The organism is Bacteroides sp. MSK.20.82, assembly GCF_019052485.1.
Lineage (GTDB): Bacteria > Bacteroidota > Bacteroidia > Bacteroidales > Bacteroidaceae > Bacteroides > Bacteroides thetaiotaomicron.
The window spans coordinates 106,873-125,934 of the sequence record NZ_JAHQUN010000011.1 but is presented as its reverse complement, the minus strand read 5'-3'; the positions used below and the strand labels follow the sequence as shown (position 1 = coordinate 125,934).

Genomic DNA, 19,062 nt, shown 5'->3' with positions numbered 1-19,062 from the left:
TCTTTAATTAATTAGTATTTATAAAACAAGCAAATACGGGTATTTGTTCGATTACTTCTTATCGGCCTTCTTATCCTCTTTCTTAGATTCTTGTTTGCCATCTTTCTTGCCGTCCTGCTTGGTTTCCTTCACAAACTCGGCCTCATAATTGAACTTTTTGAATCCTGCCTGCAACTTCTTCACATCTGTCTTTTCGGCATCGTAGGTGATGGACACGGTTTTGTTCTTCAGTTCGGTGGAAAGTTCCTTCACGCCTTTCTCGAAGCGCATGTTATTTTTCACTTTCTTCTCGCAGTTCTCGCAGTGCATCTGAGAGACTTTGAATATGACTACACGGATATCCTTTGCCAACACGGCTGCTACGCTCAAAAGAGCCACCACGCAAGTGGCCATCCATCTTTTTGTTCTCATTTTTCTTATTCGTTTAATGGTTATTATTCATTTCTTGCCAGATTGAAACGTATTCCGATATAGGCTTTTGCCCCGTGCACAGGTCCCCATATCATCGTTGAGTCGAAGTTTCCTCCCCACGGGTTTGCTGCGTCAATGATCGGATTCTTCTGTTTGAAGTTTGTCAGGTTCTCCCCTCCTATGTAGACAGACCAGCGGCGGAAATAGCGGGTAATCTGGGCACTCAGTTGCTCGAAGCTGCCATAGCGGCGCTCCCAAGATAGCTGACCGTCTGCCAACTCGTAAGGGGAAGGCATTCTTCCTCCGCCATTGAGCTGGAGCGTAGCATCAAACTGCCATATTCCGAGTGGAGTCTGGTACGAAGCGGTCAGCAGTCCTTTGTATTTGCTGGTCAACGGTTTCTCCATCCGCTGACCTTTGTAGGTGGTCTGAGCATCCGTCAGACGGTAAGCTCCCGTCAAGGTAAATCCTTTAAAAAAAGGATAGCTTGCCTCTACTTGGAATACATGCGAATAGGAACGCCCGTCCAAATTGTAAAAGGCTACTTCGTGAGGATTACTGTCCATATCCACCACGACTTGCTTCAGGAAGTCTGTGTAATAATATTCGGCATTGATATTCAGCGTTTTGCCAAATACAGGTACGTAGGTGGATACACTGGCACCATAGTTCCATGCTTCTTCCATGTCCAGTCCTTTCGCTATTTCGACCTTTCGGCTACTGGAAAGCAGGTAGTTATTTTCTGCCAGTACATGATTCGTACGGTAACCTTTTCCGGCAGAGAGGCGGAAGTGTACGTACTCATTCGGATTGTATTTAAGATGTGCACGGGGAGTCACAAAGAAACCGTGCTCATTGCTATAGTCACCACGCAGACCTGCCATCAGCATCCACTGATCATTCAGATTCAGCGTGTATTGCGCATAGGCTCCGGGAACCGCTTCTTTGGCAAAAGCCTTGATGAGCGGCAATTCCGTTTGATTCTCCAACCGATAATGCTGGTCATAAGCGTCATAGTTGAAACTCAGCCCCGCCGAGAAACTGTTCTGCTTATTAAACTCTGTTTCAAACATCAAAGAGGCATACACATTTGTCTGGTCTACATTGTATAGTTTTCGTCCGTACATGGCATCCTGATTGTGCCAACTGGCAGAAAGAATCAGTGCCAGATTCGTATTCTTCTCCTTATTAAATATATAAGCATTCTTGGTGAAAAATTCGTAACGTTCGGTATCGATTCCTACTTTATAAAGATCACCCGTCTGCATATCCGTATAATGTGCCTGCCCGCTAGTGCGACTTTCGGAAAGAGCCTTGAAGCCTGCCTGAAAGACATAATGATCTCCCATATAGGCCCATCGGTTCCACACGTTATACTGCTCTACTTGGGGGATATCCACGAAGCCGTCATCATTGCCGTCGTGCGCTTTGGTTTCGTTTTCATAATGCGCCAGTAAAGAGGTACTCCAACGTTTTGACAACTTTAAGGTGGCGTCCGCATTCGCCTCATACCGGTTGGTACTGCTTGCGAAAAGATTGGCAGATACCCAATCGGCCTCCGGCAACTGCGGCTTTTTGAACTCTACATTAATCTGTCCCGTGATGGCTTCGTAACCATTCTTCACTGATGAGATTCCTTTGGAAACCTGTATGCTTTGCATCCACGGACCGGGGACATATCCCAGACCATAAGGAGATGCCGCACCGCGATAGTTCGGGATATTCTCCGTGAGCATCTGTACATAAGTTCCGGACAATCCGAGCAGTTTGATCTGCTTGGCTCCCGTTGCCGCATCCGAATAGCTCACGTCCACCGAAGGGTTGGTCACGAAACTTTCTCCCAGATTACAGCAGGCAGCCCTGCTCAATTCGGCACTGCTTATCATCTCTTCGTTCATCACGCTGCTGCGCAACTTCATCGTTCCCATTCTGCGGCTGACTACATTCACTTCGTTCAGTTCTACACCTTCCCGAAGGGTAATATCCAGTTCCTGATTCTTCTTGCTGACATGAACCGTGTCATTCTGAAAGCCGATAAAACTGATTACCAGCATGTGACTCTTCGAAGGTTTGGAGATAGAAAAGCTGCCATCTTCCTTGGTAGTTACACCCTGACCCGTATTCACCCAGAATACATTAGCACCCGGAACAGGCTCTCCGGTATTATCTTTGACTATTCCCCGCACCTGCGCTTGTGTCGTAACTGCAAGTAATGAGAACAGTCCCATTATTATATATTTCATTCTTTCTTGGACTTAGTTTTGCGATACAAAATTAATTCATTTCTCTTGCAACTGAGTTGCATTCATTCTCCTTGTTTTCATACCCTGCAAAGGCTGAAAACAAAGTACAATCGGACAAAAAAGATGAAATAACAGCTAAATCAGAAAAACGGAATGTAACGCCAGCTTCTGCCTCGGACAGGGAGATGGCGGAGAAGGAAGACTGGAAAAGTCCACCGTCCGGTCTATAGAAGTGAAAGCAAATAGCTGACAATACTGTTCACAGAAAAGTGTTATCACCGGAACGGAAACTGTCAGTTCGGAAATATGCTTCATCAAATCGGGCTTATAGATAGTTGCCGTACAGCCCTTTTCTCTACAATCTTTCTTTGAATCGCAAGTATGAGACTTCTTACATTTGGGACAGCCATCGGCACAACAGCCCTGCACAGTCTCACAACGGGAACAGCAATAATGAACAATAGATACTCCCGCCCCTGAATAGATAATCAGGAGAGAAAGGATCACTGCTGTTATGTAGGCTAGTCTCTTCATTTCGGGAGACAAAGATAAGGTATTCCGGCAACAATATCAAATTAAATAATTCTCCATTTTTATTCGTACTACTGATATTATCCGTATATTTGACCACATATTAGTTCTTTTAAATACATCATGTCATGGAATATCATCGTATATCTTTCATCCACAACGATACAGAGTATTCGTTCATTAAAGCTATAAACGGGAACTTAACAGGATACGCTTTAATGTCAGCTTGCCGGATAGAAGTAGTCAATTATATGAAAGAAAATAACTTGAAAGGCAGCTATATACTAACCGGAATGTCAAAGGCTTAATCACATGAAAGCTAAAAGAGAGCAGATATTAATCAGAACTTCCTGGATTAGTACTATTGGTAATGCCATACTTTCCACATCAAAAATCATCGTAGGTTTATGGGCCGGCAGTCTTGCCGTGCTAGGCGACGGTATTGATTCGGCAACGGATGTGATCATCTCCATTGTCATGATTTTCACAGCACGCATTATCAGCCAGCCGCCTTCCAAGAAGTACGTATTCGGCTATGAGAAAGCCGAAGGGATTGCGACTAAAATTCTTTCGCTTGTGATATTCTATGCAGGGGTGCAAATGTTGATATCATCTATCGGAAGTATCTTTTCCGAAGAAGCAAAAGAAATTCCGTCAGCCATTGCCATATACGTCACGATCTTTTCGATTATCGGCAAACTTCTATTGGCTTTATATCAGTACAAACAAGGGAAAAAGATAGATAGCTCCATGCTGACGGCCAATGCCATCAATATGCGCAATGATGTTATCATTTCCTCCGGTGTGCTGCTGGGACTGATATTCACGTTCATATTCAAACTGCCTATACTCGACTCCATCACAGGACTAATCATCAGCCTCTTTATCATAAAATCTTCGATTGGCATTTTCATCGATTCGAATGTGGAATTGATGGATGGCGTCAAAGATGTCAATGTGTACAATAAGATATTCGAAGCAGTAGAAACAGTTCCCGGTGCGAGCAACCCACACCGGGTAAGATCAAGAATGATCGGGAATCTTTATATGATTACCCTCGATATCGAGGTAAATCCGCAGATAACCATCACACAGGCCCATCAGATAGCCGACGCTGTGGAGAAAAGCATAAAAAGCTCTATAGACAATGTCTATGATATCTTAGTACACGTGGAACCTGCCGGCGAATGTCAGACAGACGAGAAATTTGGTATTGACAAGGGTATGGTGAATTGACGGAAGGCATTAAGGAGCAAGTATATGCTCCCCCGAAGCTGTTATGATTACTCCACCACAATCACTGACCACCGTCTCGTGCTTTCCATCCGGAGTGACTATGATGGAACCAGTCTGTATGATATGCTTTCCGTCCATCGTCACACGTATGCGGGCGCTTGTTTCTTCTTTTTCTTTCTTTTCCTTCTTTGCAGATTCCTCCTCTTCCTTATCCTCTATGGCTCTGTTCCGGTCCATACAGCCATTGGTATGATAACTTTTCATCTTAGTCACCCGGTCATCAACGAACCAGATATTAACGACTCCTGCAATACTTGACTCGGAAGTACGAAATTCCAGCATCTCACTCTCTTCGTCAAAACTTCGATAGCTCGGTTTACCCATAATGGCTATTACTTCTTTAGAAGACATCCCACGTTGGATAATACTCAAATTCTCATAAGTAATTCTGCTTGCATAACAACTGCTGAGCAATATCACCAGCAGCAAAGACATAAGGATCTGACTCTTTTTCATAATAGGTGTAGTTTAGTAGTTTTTTTGAATACCCCAAATGTAGTATGAGAAAATTCCCTTCGCAAAGACTTCTTCCTACTTGCAAATAGGAATTTCCCTATCTATGAAAAACGACAGGTATAACCTATGACTACTAACATTTCTTCTCTCAACTATCCTATTGGCTTATCTATCATACCGTCCGCCACAGAGAATCAATGACTGCATACCTTACTGATATCGACCGTAAATTCCTCACCGGCAGGCATGAACTTCCCTTTTCGTTTAAGAAATCCGATCAGTTCATCCACTTCCATATTATCTGCCGAACAAGTATAAAAACGCTGATGTTCGCCAAACTTCTCTACAATTGCAGCCCTCAGAGATGCCTCAGTATAACTATTTCCCTCCATCATGTGAAGGACTTCGTGTGCATGTAACTGTTCCATAATCTATTTTTTCTGCAAAGATAAGTACGGCGTACAGATTAAAACTGTAACATATGATACAGAAGCAAGAAAAAAAGAATCATTAACAATGGCATCCCCTATATACATTGCCGGAGAAAGTAGCTGAATATTTTTCCTTTTTTATTCGCAGTATTCGGTAATTTCATTTATATTTGTCGATAGTGATAGATATGATCAATGTTGAATTTATAGAAAAAACGAGTATGAAAAAACAATATGTCAGTCTGCTTGCGGTTATACTTTCGGTAAGCGGCTTTTTGTTTTCTTGTCATGACAAGATGAACAAAAACACGGGAGCATTACAATTCGATAGTATACAGGTTAACGAGACGGCACACCTCTTTAATGACACCGCCAAACCCGCGTGCAATATTATCATCAACTTCGCCTATCCCGTCAAGTCGTCGGACGAGATGCTGAAAGACAGTCTGAACGCTTACTTCATCTCCGTCTGCTTCGGAGACAAATATATCGGCGAAAAGCCAGAAGCGGTAGTGAAGCAATACGCCAAGAATTACATTGACGAGTATCGCCACGACCAAGAGCCGATGTACGCCGAAGACGAAAAGAATAAAGAAAGCGATGCAGTGGTAGGCGCATGGTACTCCTATTACAAGAGCATCGAAAGCCACGTGCAACTTTATGAGAAAGACCTGCTAGTATATCGCGTTGACTACAACGAATATACCGGAGGCGCACACGGTATGTATATGTCGACTTTCCTGAACATGGATCTCACTCTGATGCGTCCGCTCCGCCTCGATGATATTTTTGTAGGCGACTTCCAGGAAGCCCTGACGGATCTGATCTGGAACCAGCTGATGGCTGACAACAAAGTAACTACTCACGAAGCGCTGGAAGACATGGGATATGCTTCGACCGGAGACATCGCCCCGACAGAGAACTTCTATCTGAGTAAAGAAGGTATCACCTTCTACTATAATATATACGACATCACACCGTACTCGATGGGACCTGTCAAAGTTACCATTCCATACTCTATGATGGAACATCTGCTGGGCAGCAACCCAATTCTTGGAGACCTGAAAGATTAAACAGCTATTAAAAGATTGAACACCAATGAATATCCTGTTGTTATTGCCCCGTGTGATGCAGAAGGATATTCATTTCACTTATAAATCGAAATTCACCATTCAAAATACTTAAAGTGGAAATCATACTGAAATATTTTCCGGATCTGACGGAAGAGCAGCGTAAACAATTCGCCGCTCTATACGACCTCTACATCGACTGGAATGCGAAAATCAACGTTATCTCCCGCAAAGACATCGAAAATCTGTACGAGCATCATGTGCTCCATTCATTAGGCATCGCCAAAGTGATTCAATTCCGTCCCGGAACCAAGGTCATGGATTTGGGTACAGGAGGAGGATTTCCCGGCATTCCGCTCGCCATCCTGTTCCCCGAAACCAAGTTTCATCTGGTAGACAGCATCGGCAAGAAAGTACGTGTGGCGACAGAAGTGGCCAATGCCATCGGACTGAAAAACGTCACTTTCCGTCATGCCCGTGCCGAAGAGGAAAAACAACAGTTCGATTTCGTCGTGAGCCGTGCCGTAATGCCTTTGGCGGATCTGATCAAGATCATCAAAAAGAACATTTCCCCCAAACAGCAGAATGCTTTGCCCAACGGACTGATCTGTCTCAAAGGAGGCGAACTGGAGCATGAAACGATGCCGTTCAAGCATAAAACAGTCATCCACAGCCTGAGCGAAAACTTCGAGGAAGAGTTCTTTGAAACAAAGAAGGTAGTATATTCACAAATATAGGAATCAGGAGTTATCAAAACCATGAAAATAAAGAGATTTGAGTTTAATATGTTTCCCGTAAATTGCTACGTTTTATGGGATGACACAAAAGAGGCGGTTGTCATCGATCCGGGCTGCTTCTACGAAGAGGAAAAACAAGCACTAAAGAAGTTCATCCTCACCAATGAGTTAACAGTGAAACATCTGCTGAATACTCACTTACATCTGGATCACATCTTCGGCAATCCGTTTATGCTGAAAGAGTTCGGTCTGTCGGCAGAAGCCAATAAGGCGGATGAGTTCTGGATCGATGAAGCTCCGAAACAGAGCCGTATGTTCGGCTTCCAATTGCAGGAAGAACCGGTTCCGTTGGGGAAATATCTGCATGACGGAGATATCATCACTTTCGGACACACCAAACTGGAAGCAATCCATGTCCCCGGACATTCGCCCGGTAGCCTGGTGTATTATTGCAAGGAAGAAAACTGCATGTTCTCCGGCGACGTATTGTTTCAAGGCAGCATCGGTCGTGCCGATCTGTCGGGTGGCAACTTCGACGAACTGATCGATCATATTTGCAGCCGTTTATTCGTACTTCCCAACGAGACAGTCGTATACCCCGGACACGGTGCGCCAACGACCATCGGAATGGAGAAGGCAGAGAATCCATTTTTCAGATAAAAAAAAGAATACAAGTAATAGGTAATAAGTAACAGGTAATAATCGTAGCTGCCAGTATATTTATCCGCATGGATATTACTTATTACTTATTATCTATTACTTAAAAACATCCCCCATAAATTATGAAAACAGATTTGTTAGCTAGCCGTCACATCGGCATCAATGAAGAAGACACAGCTGTGATGCTCCGCAAAATAGGCGTAGACTCACTGGATGAACTGATCAACAAAACCATCCCTGCCAACATCCGACTGAAGGAACCGCTGGCACTGGCCAAGCCGTTGACGGAATACGAATTTGGAAAACACATTGCCGACCTGGCAAGTAAAAACAAACTGTATACGACATACATCGGATTGGGGTGGTATAATACGATTACTCCTGCCGTTATCCAACGGAATGTATTCGAAAATCCCGTATGGTATACTTCTTACACGCCTTATCAGACAGAAGTGTCGCAAGGAAGACTGGAAGCGTTGATGAATTTCCAGACTGCCGTCTGTGACCTCACCGCTATGCCGCTCGCCAACTGCTCACTGCTGGATGAAGCGACTGCCGCCGCCGAAGCCGTAACCATGATGTATGCTCTGCGTTCGCGTGCCCAACAGAAAGCAGGTGCCAACATAGTCTTTGTGGACGAAAACATCTTCCCGCAGACCTTGGCAGTAATGACCACACGTGCCATTCCACAAGGCATCGAATTGCGCACAGGCAAATATAAAGAGTTTGAACCCTCACCGGAAATCTTCGCCTGCATCCTGCAATATCCTAACTCCAGCGGTAATGTGGAAGACTATGCCGACTTCACAAAAAAGGCACATGAAGCAGACTGCAAAGTTGCCGTTGCCGCTGACATTCTGAGTCTTGCCCTGCTGACTCCTCCGGGAGAATGGGGAGCGGATATCGTATTCGGTACAACACAACGTCTGGGTACACCAATGTTTTACGGTGGCCCTTCGGCAGCCTACTTCGCTACACGTGACGAGTACAAGCGGAACATGCCGGGACGCATCATCGGATGGTCCAAAGACAAATACGGCAAACTCTGCTACCGAATGGCTTTGCAGACACGCGAACAGCATATCAAACGCGAAAAAGCCACTTCCAATATTTGCACGGCTCAGGCATTACTCGCTACGATGGCAGGTTTCTACGCTGTATATCACGGACAGGAAGGAATCAGAACGATTGCTTCGCGTATTCATAGCATCACTGTCTTCCTCGACAAGCAATTGAAGAAATTCGGATATACGCAAGTCAATGCACAATATTTCGATACGCTACGTTTCGAGTTGCCGGAACACGTTTCGGCGCAGCAGATTCGCACGATCGCACTAAGCAAGGAAGTGAACCTGCGCTATTACGAGAACGGAGACGTAGGTTTCAGCATCGATGAAACGACAGACGTAACAGCTACGAACGTGTTGCTTTCCATCTTCGCCATTGCCGCCGGGAAAGATTATCAGAAGGTAGAGGACGTGCCGGAAAAGAGCAATATTGACAAAGCACTGAAACGCACCACGCCTTTCCTCACGCACGAGGTGTTCTCCAACTATCATACGGAAACGGAAATGATGCGCTACATCAAACGTCTGGATCGGAAGGATATTTCATTGGCCCAGTCCATGATTTCCCTCGGATCGTGTACGATGAAGCTCAACGCAGCCGCTGAAATGCTTCCTTTAAGCCGTCCGGAGTTTATGAGCATGCATCCGTTGGTGCCGGAAGATCAGGCGGAAGGATATCGTGAATTGATCAGCAATTTGAGCGAGGACTTGAAGGTTATTACCGGATTTGCAGGTGTCAGCCTGCAGCCGAACTCGGGTGCTGCGGGAGAATATGCCGGTCTGCGAGTTATCCGTGCGTATCTTGAAAGTATTGGTCAAGGACATCGCAACAAAATATTGATTCCGGCTTCGGCACACGGTACGAATCCTGCATCTGCCATACAAGCCGGATTTGAAACCGTCACCTGCGCTTGCGACGAGCAAGGAAACGTAGATATGGGCGACCTGCGTGCCAAAGCCGAAGAGAACAAGGAAGCACTGGCTGCACTGATGATCACCTATCCGTCAACGCATGGTATCTTCGAGACGGAAATAAAGGAAATCTGTGAAATCATCCACTCTTGTGGCGCACAAGTATATATGGATGGTGCCAACATGAATGCACAGGTAGGATTGACCAATCCGGGATTTATAGGTGCAGACGTTTGTCACTTGAATTTGCACAAGACGTTTGCTTCACCACATGGCGGCGGCGGTCCGGGTGTAGGCCCTATCTGTGTAGCTGAGCATCTGGTTCCATTCTTGCCGGGACATTCGATCTTCGGCAGTACGCAAAATCAGGTTTCCGCAGCTCCGTTCGGCAGTGCGGGTATCTTGCCTATCACATACGGCTACATCCGGATGATGGGTACCGAAGGCTTGACTCAGGCTACTAAAATAGCCATTCTCAATGCCAACTATCTGGCTGCCTGTCTAAAAGATACTTACGGTATTGTTTATCGGGGAGCTACCGGTTTCGTCGGACATGAAATGATTCTGGAATGCCGCAAGGTACATGAAGAAACGGGTATCTCAGAAAATGACATCGCGAAGCGTCTGATGGACTACGGCTATCATGCACCGACTCTCTCCTTCCCTGTTCACGGCACATTGATGATTGAACCTACTGAAAGCGAAAGCCTGGCGGAGTTGAACAACTTTATAGACGTCATGCTGAATATATGGAAAGAAATCCAGGAAGTGAAAAACGAAGAAGCGGATAAGAATGATAATGTATTAGTCAACGCCCCGCATCCGGAATATGAAATTGTGAATGATAACTGGGAACATTCCTACACACGTGAGAAAGCAGCGTATCCGATAGAAAGCGTGCGTGAGAATAAGTTCTGGGTGAATGTGGCTCGCGTAGACAATACGTTGGGAGACCGGAAATTATTGCCGACCCGCTACGGAACGTTCGAATAAGAAGAAGCTTTCAAAGGAAATCCGTACATGAAAAAATAAGCCCGGAGCTCAGCAGATGTGAGCTCCGGGCTTACCTTTGTTAAGCACCGAGCGTATTCCAATAAGCACCGAGCTAAATGAACATAAGAAGCGACTCCGAAACCTTACGGTTATCATGCTGCTCTTCATTCCATTCCATGTTTGTCGAAAACATAGTCTGGTTCTATCTGACAACAGTCACTGTTCCGGCTTTTAGCATTTTCTCCCTTAGTGAGATTTTAGGATCAGCATATCCTAAAGCTACACAGCCATATACTTTATGATTCTCCGGTACACCCAAAGAGCTTATAAATTCACGAACTTCGGGATCATCGCAAGTCGTACCCAACTGATTGATCCAGCAAGATCCGATTCCCAGAGAATGGGCAGCCAAAAACATATTCTCAATCGCGCAGGCACAATCCATGCCGGCCCACCATTGAGTGGGTTCGTTGGACACGATCACCAAAGTCGGGGCATGATAATAACAGCAATACGCCTTGCTATGACCACGTTCCTGTAATTTCGGTTCATCGCTTTTAGCAAAAGCGCCTTTAATCCGTTCATTCAATTCTGCCAGTTTATCTGCATTCTGAATAGCGGTAAAATGCCATGTCTCCAAATGCATCCCACTGGGTGCAAAAGTGGCAGCTTCCAGAATAGCCTGTAAGTCTTCTTCCGAAACTTGCCGGTCAGTATAAGCCCGTACACTACGACGTGCTTTGATATTTTCTAAAACTTCATTCGTTTTCATATACTATATTTACTATACTTACAACTCGTTCACCACTTGCATTTATCGTTTTACCAATCCGATCTTTGCATTCAGTTTGAAGTAATACGTACCGTTCTCTCTTTCCAAAAAGCCGTATTTGTCCTTATCCAGAGAACCTTTCTCCAAACGGGTATTCAGGAACAGGAAGTCCTCCATAACCGGTTTCTCTGACTTGTGATAGCAAAGAACTTCCCCACTCCCATCCATCAACAGGATACCTTCAACAGCCGAATCCTGTCCAGTATATATCTTTGCCGGACGCATACCCAAGGCTAATGCCATCAGGAATTGCTTCACTTTAAACTCATAGAAACCATGTTTGTTTACCAATTCATCTTTTATTTTCAACGGGTTCATCTGTTTGATTACTTCCGTCAGTTCACTGATACGGGTGATGTCGTCCAAGTGCATGATGCGCACCATTTCTGTCAGCACACGAGGAAAGTGTAAGTCAATCATTAAAAGATTGCTACGGAATACCCGATCTGCCACGTCCGAGTATTTGAGTACACCACCCAAGCGCTCAATCAGCAACATTCGTTCTGCTACTTCATTAGGGGCTTCCGGCAACGCATTAATCTTATTCACCGTAGGTGTTGCAAATTTGACTCCGCTCTGTTCCAGTTTCAAGTTAGCCGCACGGCCTCCGTCCAACAGCGGATTCATAGCACCCAATCGCGAACGAACGCTGAACCCGCTCAACGGTGCCTCCGGATGCCAGAAGGCAATATAAAAATCGGTACGATCTTCCGTCTTCGCTTCCAGATCGAAAATTGCGACTTCATCCAAAAACTCTTCCACCCCATCCGGAGAAGCGACTTCATCCTCCGAAGAGGACTTGACAGCCTGCAAAATCAAATCTGCCACAATCCCGAAATCTTCCCGAGGAACGGATTTCTCACTGTTTTCTCCTTTGATGCGGACCATCTCTTTTTCTATATAGTAGCAGCGCGTTCCGTCATGTTCCTCCCGTTGAATCATTGCGATAGGCCAGTTGATCTCTCCTTTCTTCGCTTTAGCCGTTCCCAACGTTACTTTTCCTTCTGTCAGCAGACGGAAGAAAGTATACAGTTCACACCATTCTCTTTTTGTTGCTTCAAATGCCATATATTCTTGTTTTTCTTTATTTTACTCTTCATCAAGAATCCTTGCGGTCTCCACTTTCTCCAATCGTGCACGCAGTTTGGGCATCATGGAACGACGAATACACAACGTCATGCTGCAATCCATATCGTACGATTGGCTGAGAATTTCCGGTTCTTCCTCCTTTACAATACGCATGATATCGTTCATAAAAGGATATTCAAACATTACGGTCACTTCTTCATCTACCGTTTTTTCTATAATGGTAGCGGCAGATATTGCTTCGGCAGCAGCTGCTTTATAAGCTACAATCAGTCCGCTCGTTCCTAACTTGATTCCACCGAAATAACGGACTACAATAATCAGAATATCAGTCAGTTCATTAGAGTTAATTTGCCCGAGAATGGGCTTTCCCGCCGTTCCCGAAGGTTCACCGTTATCATTGGCTCGAAAATCCTTTCGCGCTGCACCTAACATATAAGCATAGCACACGTGCCGTGCATCATAATACTTCTTCTGATACGTTTCAAGATGCGCTTTTATCTCATCAAGGGTACGCACAGGCAAGGCGATGGCAATAAACTTGCTTCGCTTTTCTGTATAAATACCTTCGGAAGGTTCGACGATAGTTTTATAAGTATCTTCAGCAGTCATGCCGCAAAGATACGGCTTTCTTGACGAAATTCCATCTGCTGTTCGAAAATATTAGAGCTTCTCATTGAAACGAGCGCTTCATTTCATGCAATCAAACGGTCGATGGGGTGCAATCAAGCAGTCAATTGGAGGTAGTCGGGTGGTCGTTTTAACGGAATCGGGCGGTCATTTATACAAAAACAAGCGGTCAATCTCTCACAAATGTCCTGTTGATTGTGAGAGATTGACCGCTCTATTTTCTATATAGAATATGTCTTAATCCAACTTATGGATAACCAGTCCTGAACGAAGTTTCGGTTCAAACCAAGTCGTTTTGGGAGGCATAATGTTGCCAGTATCGGCAATATCCATCAATTGCTTCATGGATACGGGATAAAGAGCCAGAGCTACTTTCATTTCTCCACTGTCAACACGCTTCTTCAATTCTCCCAAACCGCGGATACCGCCTACAAAGTCAATACGCTTATCCGAACGGAGGTCTTTAATTCCTAAAATCTCATCTAAAATCAGATTGGAAGAAATAGTAACGTCAAGCACGCCGATAGGATCATTGTCATTGTATGTACCTGCCTTTGCCGTCAGACTATACCACTTGTCGCCAAGATAGAGGGAGAAATTGTGCAAACCGGACGGTTTATAGATATCTGTACCCTTTTCTTCTACAACAAAATTCTTATCCAATGCAGCAAGAAATTGTTCGGGAGTCAGCCCGTTGAGGTCTTTTACTACACGGTTATAGTCGATGATAGTCAATTGATTGGCAGGGAAACATACAGCCATGAAATAGTTATACTCTTCATCGCCACGATGGTTCGCGTTTTGCTTTGCTTTCTCGGCACCTACAAGAGCAGCAGCAGCGGAACGATGATGCCCGTCGGCAATATATAATGCCGGCATTTTAGCAAATTCCGCAGTAATTGCAGCGATATCTTCGTCCTGGTCAACAATCCAGAAAGTATGTCCGAAGCCATCACCCGGAGCGATAAAGTCGTAAACAGGCTTTTCGGCAGTGTATTTCCGAATGATTGTATCCAATTTCGCATTATCGGGATAGGCAAAGAATACAGGTTCGATATTCGCATTGTTCACACGAACGTGCTTCATACGGTCTTCTTCCTTATCACGACGGGTAAGCTCATGCTTCTTGATGATACCGTTCATATAGTCAGGAACATAAGCGCCTACTACCAGTCCATACTGAGTTTTCCCGTTCATGGTCTGGGCATAGATGTAATAGTTTTCCTTTGCATCCTGCACTAACCAGCCTTTATCCTGAAACAGCCGGAAGTTTTCGGCAGCTTTCTCATAAACACGTTCATCGTGTTCATCCGTACCAACAGGAAAGTCAATCTCGGGCTTAATGATATGATAAAGGGATTTTTCATTTCCAGCTGCTTCTGTACGCGCTTCTTCTGAGTTTAATACATCGTAAGGACGGGAAGCAACCTGTTCAACCAGGTCTTGTGGAGGGCGAACGCCTTTAAAAGGTTTGATAATAGCCATAAGTCATGGTATGTTTTAAGATTAGTAGAACAGATACGCCCTCGCAAAAGCCGAGGGCGAAATCTGATAACATATTTCTAAATATACTGCTTAATGACCAGCACCTATCATCAAATAAGTGACTGAGCAACGATAAGCAGTCTTACGATTCATCTCATTATTTGTTTACTCTGAACTTCTCACAGCCGTCTTTCAGGAAACCGACAATCTGTTGAGCAGCAGCAATACCGGCATTGATATTCGCTTCGGCAGTCTGTGCACCCATCTTCTTCGGAGTAGAGAAATAACGTCCTGCGAACTTCTCAGCAAATTCCGCATTAGCAGCAGGCATGATATCTGTCATATACTTGAAGTCAGCACGGTCTTCCATCAATTTGATCAGCTCGGCTTCGTTGATCACTTCCTTACGGGCAGTGTTCACCAGCATAGCGCCTTTCGGCATATCTTTCAGCAGAGCGTAGTTGATAGAGTTCTTCGTTTCAGCAGTTGCCGGGATATGAAGAGACACTACCTGACAAGTCTTGTACAGTTCTTCTGCAGAGTCAAGTGCCTTCACGCCATCTTTTTCGATCACTTCTTTCGGGCAGAAAGCGTCGTAAGCGTACACTTCCATTCCGAAGCCTTTAGCTACACGGGCAACGTTACGACCAACGTTTCCGTATGCATGGATACCCAGTTTCTTGCCCATCAATTCTGTACCGGAAGTACCGTTATAGAAGTTACGAACGGCGTATACCATCATGCCCAAAGCCAGTTCGGCAACAGCATTGGAGTTCTGTCCCGGAGTATTCATCACGCAAACATTGTGAGCGGTAGCGGCAGCCAGGTCTACATTATCGTATCCGGCACCAGCACGAACTACAATCTTCAGTTCTTTAGCAGCATCCAGCACCTCTGCATCAATAATATCACTACGGATAATGATAGCATTAGCATCTTTCACTGCATCCAGCAACTGTGCTTTATCGGTATATTTCTCCAGCAAAGCAAGCTCATATCCGGCTGCTTCGATTTCTTTACGGATACCGTCTACAGCAACTTTGGCAAACGGTTTTTCAGTAGCTACAAGTACTTTCATAATTTATCTGTATCTTTTAAAAAAGATTCACCACAGACTTCACCGGCCTACACACTATATTCAATAAGATTTCAGTGTAAATCCGTGCAATCTGTGGTGACTCTATTTATATTATTAATGAAGTTTTTCAAATTCCTGCATGCAGTCGATCAAAGCTTGTACACTTTCTTTCGGCAGAGCATTGTAGCAAGATGCACGGAAACCACCCACTGAACGATGTCCTTTGATACCTACCATACCTTTTTCTGTAGCGAACTTCATGAAGTCAGCTTCCAGATCCTTGTATTCGGGAGCCATCACGAAACAGATGTTCATGCGTGAACGGTCTTCTTTGGCAGCAGTACCTACGAACAGTTTGTTACGGTCGATTTCAGCGTACAGCATATCAGCCTTTTCGATAGCACGACGTTCCATTTCTTTCACACCACCCTGTGCCTTAATCCAACGCAGGTTCAACAGTGCAGCATAGATAGGCACTACCGGAGGAGTGTTGAACATAGAACCGTTATCGATATGAGTCTGATAGTTTAGCATTGACGGGATGTAACGAGAAACTTTACCTACCGCATCATTCTTCACGATAACGAATGTAACACCGGCAGGAGCCAGATTTTTCTGCGCACCACCATAGATACAGATATATTTGGAAACGTCGATCGGACGAGAGAAAATATCAGAAGACATATCGGCAACCATCGGAACCGGAGAGTTGAGATCTTCTTTTAATTCTGTACCGTAAATCGTGTTATTGGTAGTTATGTGGAAATAATCTGCGTCAGCAGGAATTGTGTAATCTTTCGGGATGTAAGTATATGTAGCTTCAGCGGAAGAAGCAACTTCTACGACTTCACCAAACCCCTTAGCTTCTTTCATCGCTTTCTTTGCCCACACACCTGTATTCAGATAAGCAGCCTTTTTTTCAAGGAAGTTGAAAGGTACCATGCAGAACTCCATACTAGCACCACCACCAAGGAACAGTACCGAATAACCTTCGGGGATATTGAGTAATTCCTTGAATAATGCCTCTGCTTCGTCAACCACAGGTTGGAAGTCTTTGGCACGGTGACTGATTTCCATCAGGGAGAGACCAGAGCCGTTGAAATCTAAAATAGCCTTCGCTGTATCCTCTATCACCTCACGCGGAAGAATGGAAGGTCCTGCATTGAAATTATGCTTTTTCATTTGAAGTTTGTTTTTGGTTTAACATTTCGTTAGTTTATGTCTTTTGACCTTGCGAATTTACGAATTTATTTCCGGTGCACAAATCTTTCCTTATAAAAATACTGTTCTAAAGCAGATTTCTCTTTCTTTTTATTGGTTTATACAAGATATATACACCATATTGTTATCCATACATATCAAGCAAGGGATAAAAGGTGAAAATATAACCTGTGGGAAATAATCGGTTATAGAGTGAAAGGAAAACGGTTATAAAATGAATATTTATTAAGAAAGACAGAGAAAAACGAGGATTTCTCACCCTAACAAGCGACGAGACTAAAATTATAAAAATAAGTCAGAAAGAAAGGAGTCTCCAATACCTTCCTAAAAGAAAAGAAATGGAGACTGTCACAGAAATATTTTTCTACTATCATTTTACTCTGTCATCCGGGGAAGATATCTCCCACTTCAGAAAAGTGATATTATTTGTAATGACAAAGCCGATCATTTCGTCATTGCAGCATCCCAATCACCTATTCGGTTCTTGAAATTCCCCTTTCAGCTTTGAGAACACCTGTTGTTTTTCGGCTCCCTTTATTTAGCTTCCTCAATGATAGTCTTCATTCCTTTGATTTTTTCCCCTTGAATAAGATTCAGGAGTTGCTTCACTTTTGCCCGACGAACGGCAACAAAAGCATAATGCTCTTTCACATCAATCGCACCTACATCTTCACGCGTCAGATTACCTTTCTTATAAAGGAATCCGGCAATGTCCATCCGGCTCAGTTTCTCCTTCTTTCCTTTACCTATATATATAGTAGTCCAGACTGATTTGGGAGGACGCGAAGGATTTTCCGGCAGTTCCATCGTTTCTATATCTTCGGGAATATATTCAGGTAGTTTCTCTTCTGTGTGAAGAATCAGATAAGAAGTACCTGTTGCATCCCAACGTGCCGTACGTCCGTTACGATGTGTAAACGCTTCTTCGTTCACAGGCAGATGATAGTGAATGATGTGCTCTATCTCCGGAATATCAAGTCCACGGGCAGCAAGGTCGGTAGAGATCAGTACATGACAGCTTCCGTTACGGAACTTATACAATGCCCGTTCCCGATCCGGCTGTTCCATACCACCATGAAAACGTTCGGCTGATAGTTTCTTATCTTCGAGCAGCTTATGCACACGATCCACCGCATCCCGATGATTGCAGAAAACAATGCTGGAACTGCTTCCCAATGTACAAAGCAAGTTGTAAAGCGTAGCAATCTTATCTTTGGAAGGAGAAAGCACCTTCATCAGCTTCAACCGGTTTTCCTGTTCTTCGGTTGCCTCCGGAAGAAAATCCAGTTTGACTGTCCGGTTCAGTCCCGTAAACTGAGGAATTTCTTCGGCATCAGTAGCCGACAGCAGCATACGTTTCTTTAATCCCGGAAGCTGGGTAATGATCTCTGCCATCTCATCATGAAAGCCGAACTCCAGCGATTTATCAAACTCATCGATAATCAAAGTCTCGATTGTTTCGGGATCAAAGTTCCCTTTGGACAGATGGTCGGTGATACGTCCCGGAGTACCGATAATGATGGCAGGATGATTTCCTGCAATGCTTTTCTTTTCTTCGGCAATGGGATGCCCGCCGTAGCAGCAACACGTTTTCCAGGAAGTTCCCATGCTCCGGAATACGGTATCTATCTGTAAAGCCAACTCACGGGAAGGCACCAGAATCAGCACCTGCACGCTGTCATCATTCGGTTTTAGGGTAAGCAACAGAGGCAAAAGATAAGCCAATGTCTTGCCCGATCCTGTCGGTGACAACAGGATAACATCTTTCCTGCCCGTGCCCTGTTCGAGCGCAGCTTCCTGCATCGGGTTCAAAGATTCAATCTTCAAATTCTGAAGAGCGGACTGTATTATTTCATTTTTCTCTAACATGGGGACAAAGATACAAAAAGGACGAAAAGATTCGGTAAGATAGTGCATAAAGAA

The 19,062-nt window shown here is 44.4% G+C and carries 18 protein-coding genes; 6 read left to right on the top strand and 12 right to left on the bottom strand.

What is annotated here, in order from left to right:
• Window positions 1-51: 51 nt before the first annotated feature.
• From KTR07_RS12545 to KTR07_RS12535, 3 genes are all read right to left on the bottom strand, one after another.
• Window positions 52-411, bottom strand: a complete 360-nt coding sequence (locus KTR07_RS12545; RefSeq protein ID WP_008765860.1) for a heavy-metal-associated domain-containing protein — start codon at window positions 409-411, stop codon at window positions 52-54.
• A 23-nt stretch (window positions 412-434) separates the two neighbouring features.
• Complete coding sequence (locus KTR07_RS12540) at window positions 435-2,654, bottom strand: TonB-dependent receptor (protein WP_217315426.1); 2,220 nt, start codon at window positions 2,652-2,654, stop codon at window positions 435-437.
• Between the two features lie 135 nt (window positions 2,655-2,789).
• The gene (locus tag KTR07_RS12535; protein WP_011107631.1) at window positions 2,790-3,188 is read right to left on the bottom strand and encodes a hypothetical protein; all 399 of its coding nucleotides are present in this window, start codon (window positions 3,186-3,188) and stop codon (window positions 2,790-2,792) included.
• A gap of 125 nt (window positions 3,189-3,313) precedes the next feature.
• Between KTR07_RS12535 and KTR07_RS12530 the strand changes: the two genes are divergently transcribed.
• Both KTR07_RS12530 and KTR07_RS12525 read left to right on the top strand, forming a co-directional pair.
• The gene (locus KTR07_RS12530; RefSeq protein ID WP_008765862.1) at window positions 3,314-3,493 is read left to right on the top strand and encodes a hypothetical protein; all 180 of its coding nucleotides are present in this window, start codon (window positions 3,314-3,316) and stop codon (window positions 3,491-3,493) included.
• A gap of 4 nt (window positions 3,494-3,497) precedes the next feature.
• Window positions 3,498-4,421, top strand: a complete 924-nt coding sequence (locus KTR07_RS12525; protein ID WP_008763494.1) for a cation diffusion facilitator family transporter — start codon at window positions 3,498-3,500, stop codon at window positions 4,419-4,421.
• A 9-nt stretch (window positions 4,422-4,430) separates the two neighbouring features.
• Here KTR07_RS12525 and KTR07_RS12520 read toward each other — a convergent pair whose 3' ends face one another.
• Together KTR07_RS12520 and KTR07_RS12515 are read right to left on the bottom strand one after the other, a co-directional pair.
• Window positions 4,431-4,937, bottom strand: a complete 507-nt coding sequence (locus tag KTR07_RS12520) for a hypothetical protein (protein WP_016267721.1) — start codon at window positions 4,935-4,937, stop codon at window positions 4,431-4,433.
• A 194-nt stretch (window positions 4,938-5,131) separates the two neighbouring features.
• Window positions 5,132-5,365 carry a YecH family metal-binding protein gene (locus KTR07_RS12515; RefSeq protein WP_008763492.1) on the bottom strand — a complete coding sequence of 78 codons (234 nt, stop codon included), beginning with the start codon at window positions 5,363-5,365 and terminating at the stop codon, window positions 5,132-5,134.
• A gap of 224 nt (window positions 5,366-5,589) precedes the next feature.
• Between KTR07_RS12515 and KTR07_RS12510 the strand changes: the two genes are divergently transcribed.
• The 4 genes from KTR07_RS12510 (at window position 5,590) to gcvP (ending at window position 10,807) form a co-directional block, all read left to right on the top strand.
• Entirely contained in the window at window positions 5,590-6,441 is an 852-nt protein-coding gene (locus tag KTR07_RS12510; RefSeq protein WP_016267722.1) for a DUF3298 and DUF4163 domain-containing protein, read from the top strand.
• A 113-nt stretch (window positions 6,442-6,554) separates the two neighbouring features.
• Window positions 6,555-7,175 (top strand): 16S rRNA (guanine(527)-N(7))-methyltransferase RsmG, encoded by a 621-nt coding sequence (rsmG, locus tag KTR07_RS12505; protein ID WP_022471109.1) that lies wholly within the window; start codon window positions 6,555-6,557, stop codon window positions 7,173-7,175.
• Window positions 7,176-7,196: 21 nt separating this feature from the next.
• Window positions 7,197-7,835: an MBL fold metallo-hydrolase gene (locus KTR07_RS12500; protein ID WP_008763490.1), complete on the top strand. Its 639-nt coding sequence runs from the start codon at window positions 7,197-7,199 to the stop codon at window positions 7,833-7,835.
• A 122-nt stretch (window positions 7,836-7,957) separates the two neighbouring features.
• The gene (gene gcvP, locus KTR07_RS12495) at window positions 7,958-10,807 is read left to right on the top strand and encodes an aminomethyl-transferring glycine dehydrogenase (RefSeq protein ID WP_113748516.1); all 2,850 of its coding nucleotides are present in this window, start codon (window positions 7,958-7,960) and stop codon (window positions 10,805-10,807) included.
• Between the two features lie 202 nt (window positions 10,808-11,009).
• Here gcvP and KTR07_RS12490 read toward each other — a convergent pair whose 3' ends face one another.
• The 7 genes from KTR07_RS12490 to KTR07_RS12460 all read right to left on the bottom strand — a co-directional run bounded on the left by KTR07_RS12490 (window position 11,010) and on the right by KTR07_RS12460 (window position 19,008).
• Complete coding sequence (locus KTR07_RS12490) at window positions 11,010-11,579, bottom strand: nitroreductase (RefSeq protein ID WP_008763488.1); 570 nt, start codon at window positions 11,577-11,579, stop codon at window positions 11,010-11,012.
• A gap of 42 nt (window positions 11,580-11,621) precedes the next feature.
• Window positions 11,622-12,707, bottom strand: coding sequence for an HpaII family restriction endonuclease (locus KTR07_RS12485; RefSeq protein WP_008763487.1), 1,086 nt, complete (start codon window positions 12,705-12,707; stop codon window positions 11,622-11,624).
• Between the two features lie 21 nt (window positions 12,708-12,728).
• Window positions 12,729-13,337: a YigZ family protein gene (locus KTR07_RS12480; RefSeq protein ID WP_008765869.1), complete on the bottom strand. Its 609-nt coding sequence runs from the start codon at window positions 13,335-13,337 to the stop codon at window positions 12,729-12,731.
• Window positions 13,338-13,592: 255 nt separating this feature from the next.
• Window positions 13,593-14,840, bottom strand: a complete 1,248-nt coding sequence (locus KTR07_RS12475) for a DUF1015 domain-containing protein (RefSeq protein WP_008763485.1) — start codon at window positions 14,838-14,840, stop codon at window positions 13,593-13,595.
• A gap of 157 nt (window positions 14,841-14,997) precedes the next feature.
• Window positions 14,998-15,918 carry an NAD(P)-dependent oxidoreductase gene (locus KTR07_RS12470; protein ID WP_008765870.1) on the bottom strand — a complete coding sequence of 307 codons (921 nt, stop codon included), beginning with the start codon at window positions 15,916-15,918 and terminating at the stop codon, window positions 14,998-15,000.
• A gap of 114 nt (window positions 15,919-16,032) precedes the next feature.
• The gene (gene serC, locus KTR07_RS12465; protein ID WP_008763483.1) at window positions 16,033-17,100 is read right to left on the bottom strand and encodes a 3-phosphoserine/phosphohydroxythreonine transaminase; all 1,068 of its coding nucleotides are present in this window, start codon (window positions 17,098-17,100) and stop codon (window positions 16,033-16,035) included.
• A 573-nt stretch (window positions 17,101-17,673) separates the two neighbouring features.
• A complete protein-coding gene (locus KTR07_RS12460) occupies window positions 17,674-19,008 on the bottom strand; it encodes a DEAD/DEAH box helicase (protein ID WP_113748915.1) in 1,335 nt (444 codons plus the stop codon).
• Window positions 19,009-19,062: the final 54 nt, after the last annotated feature.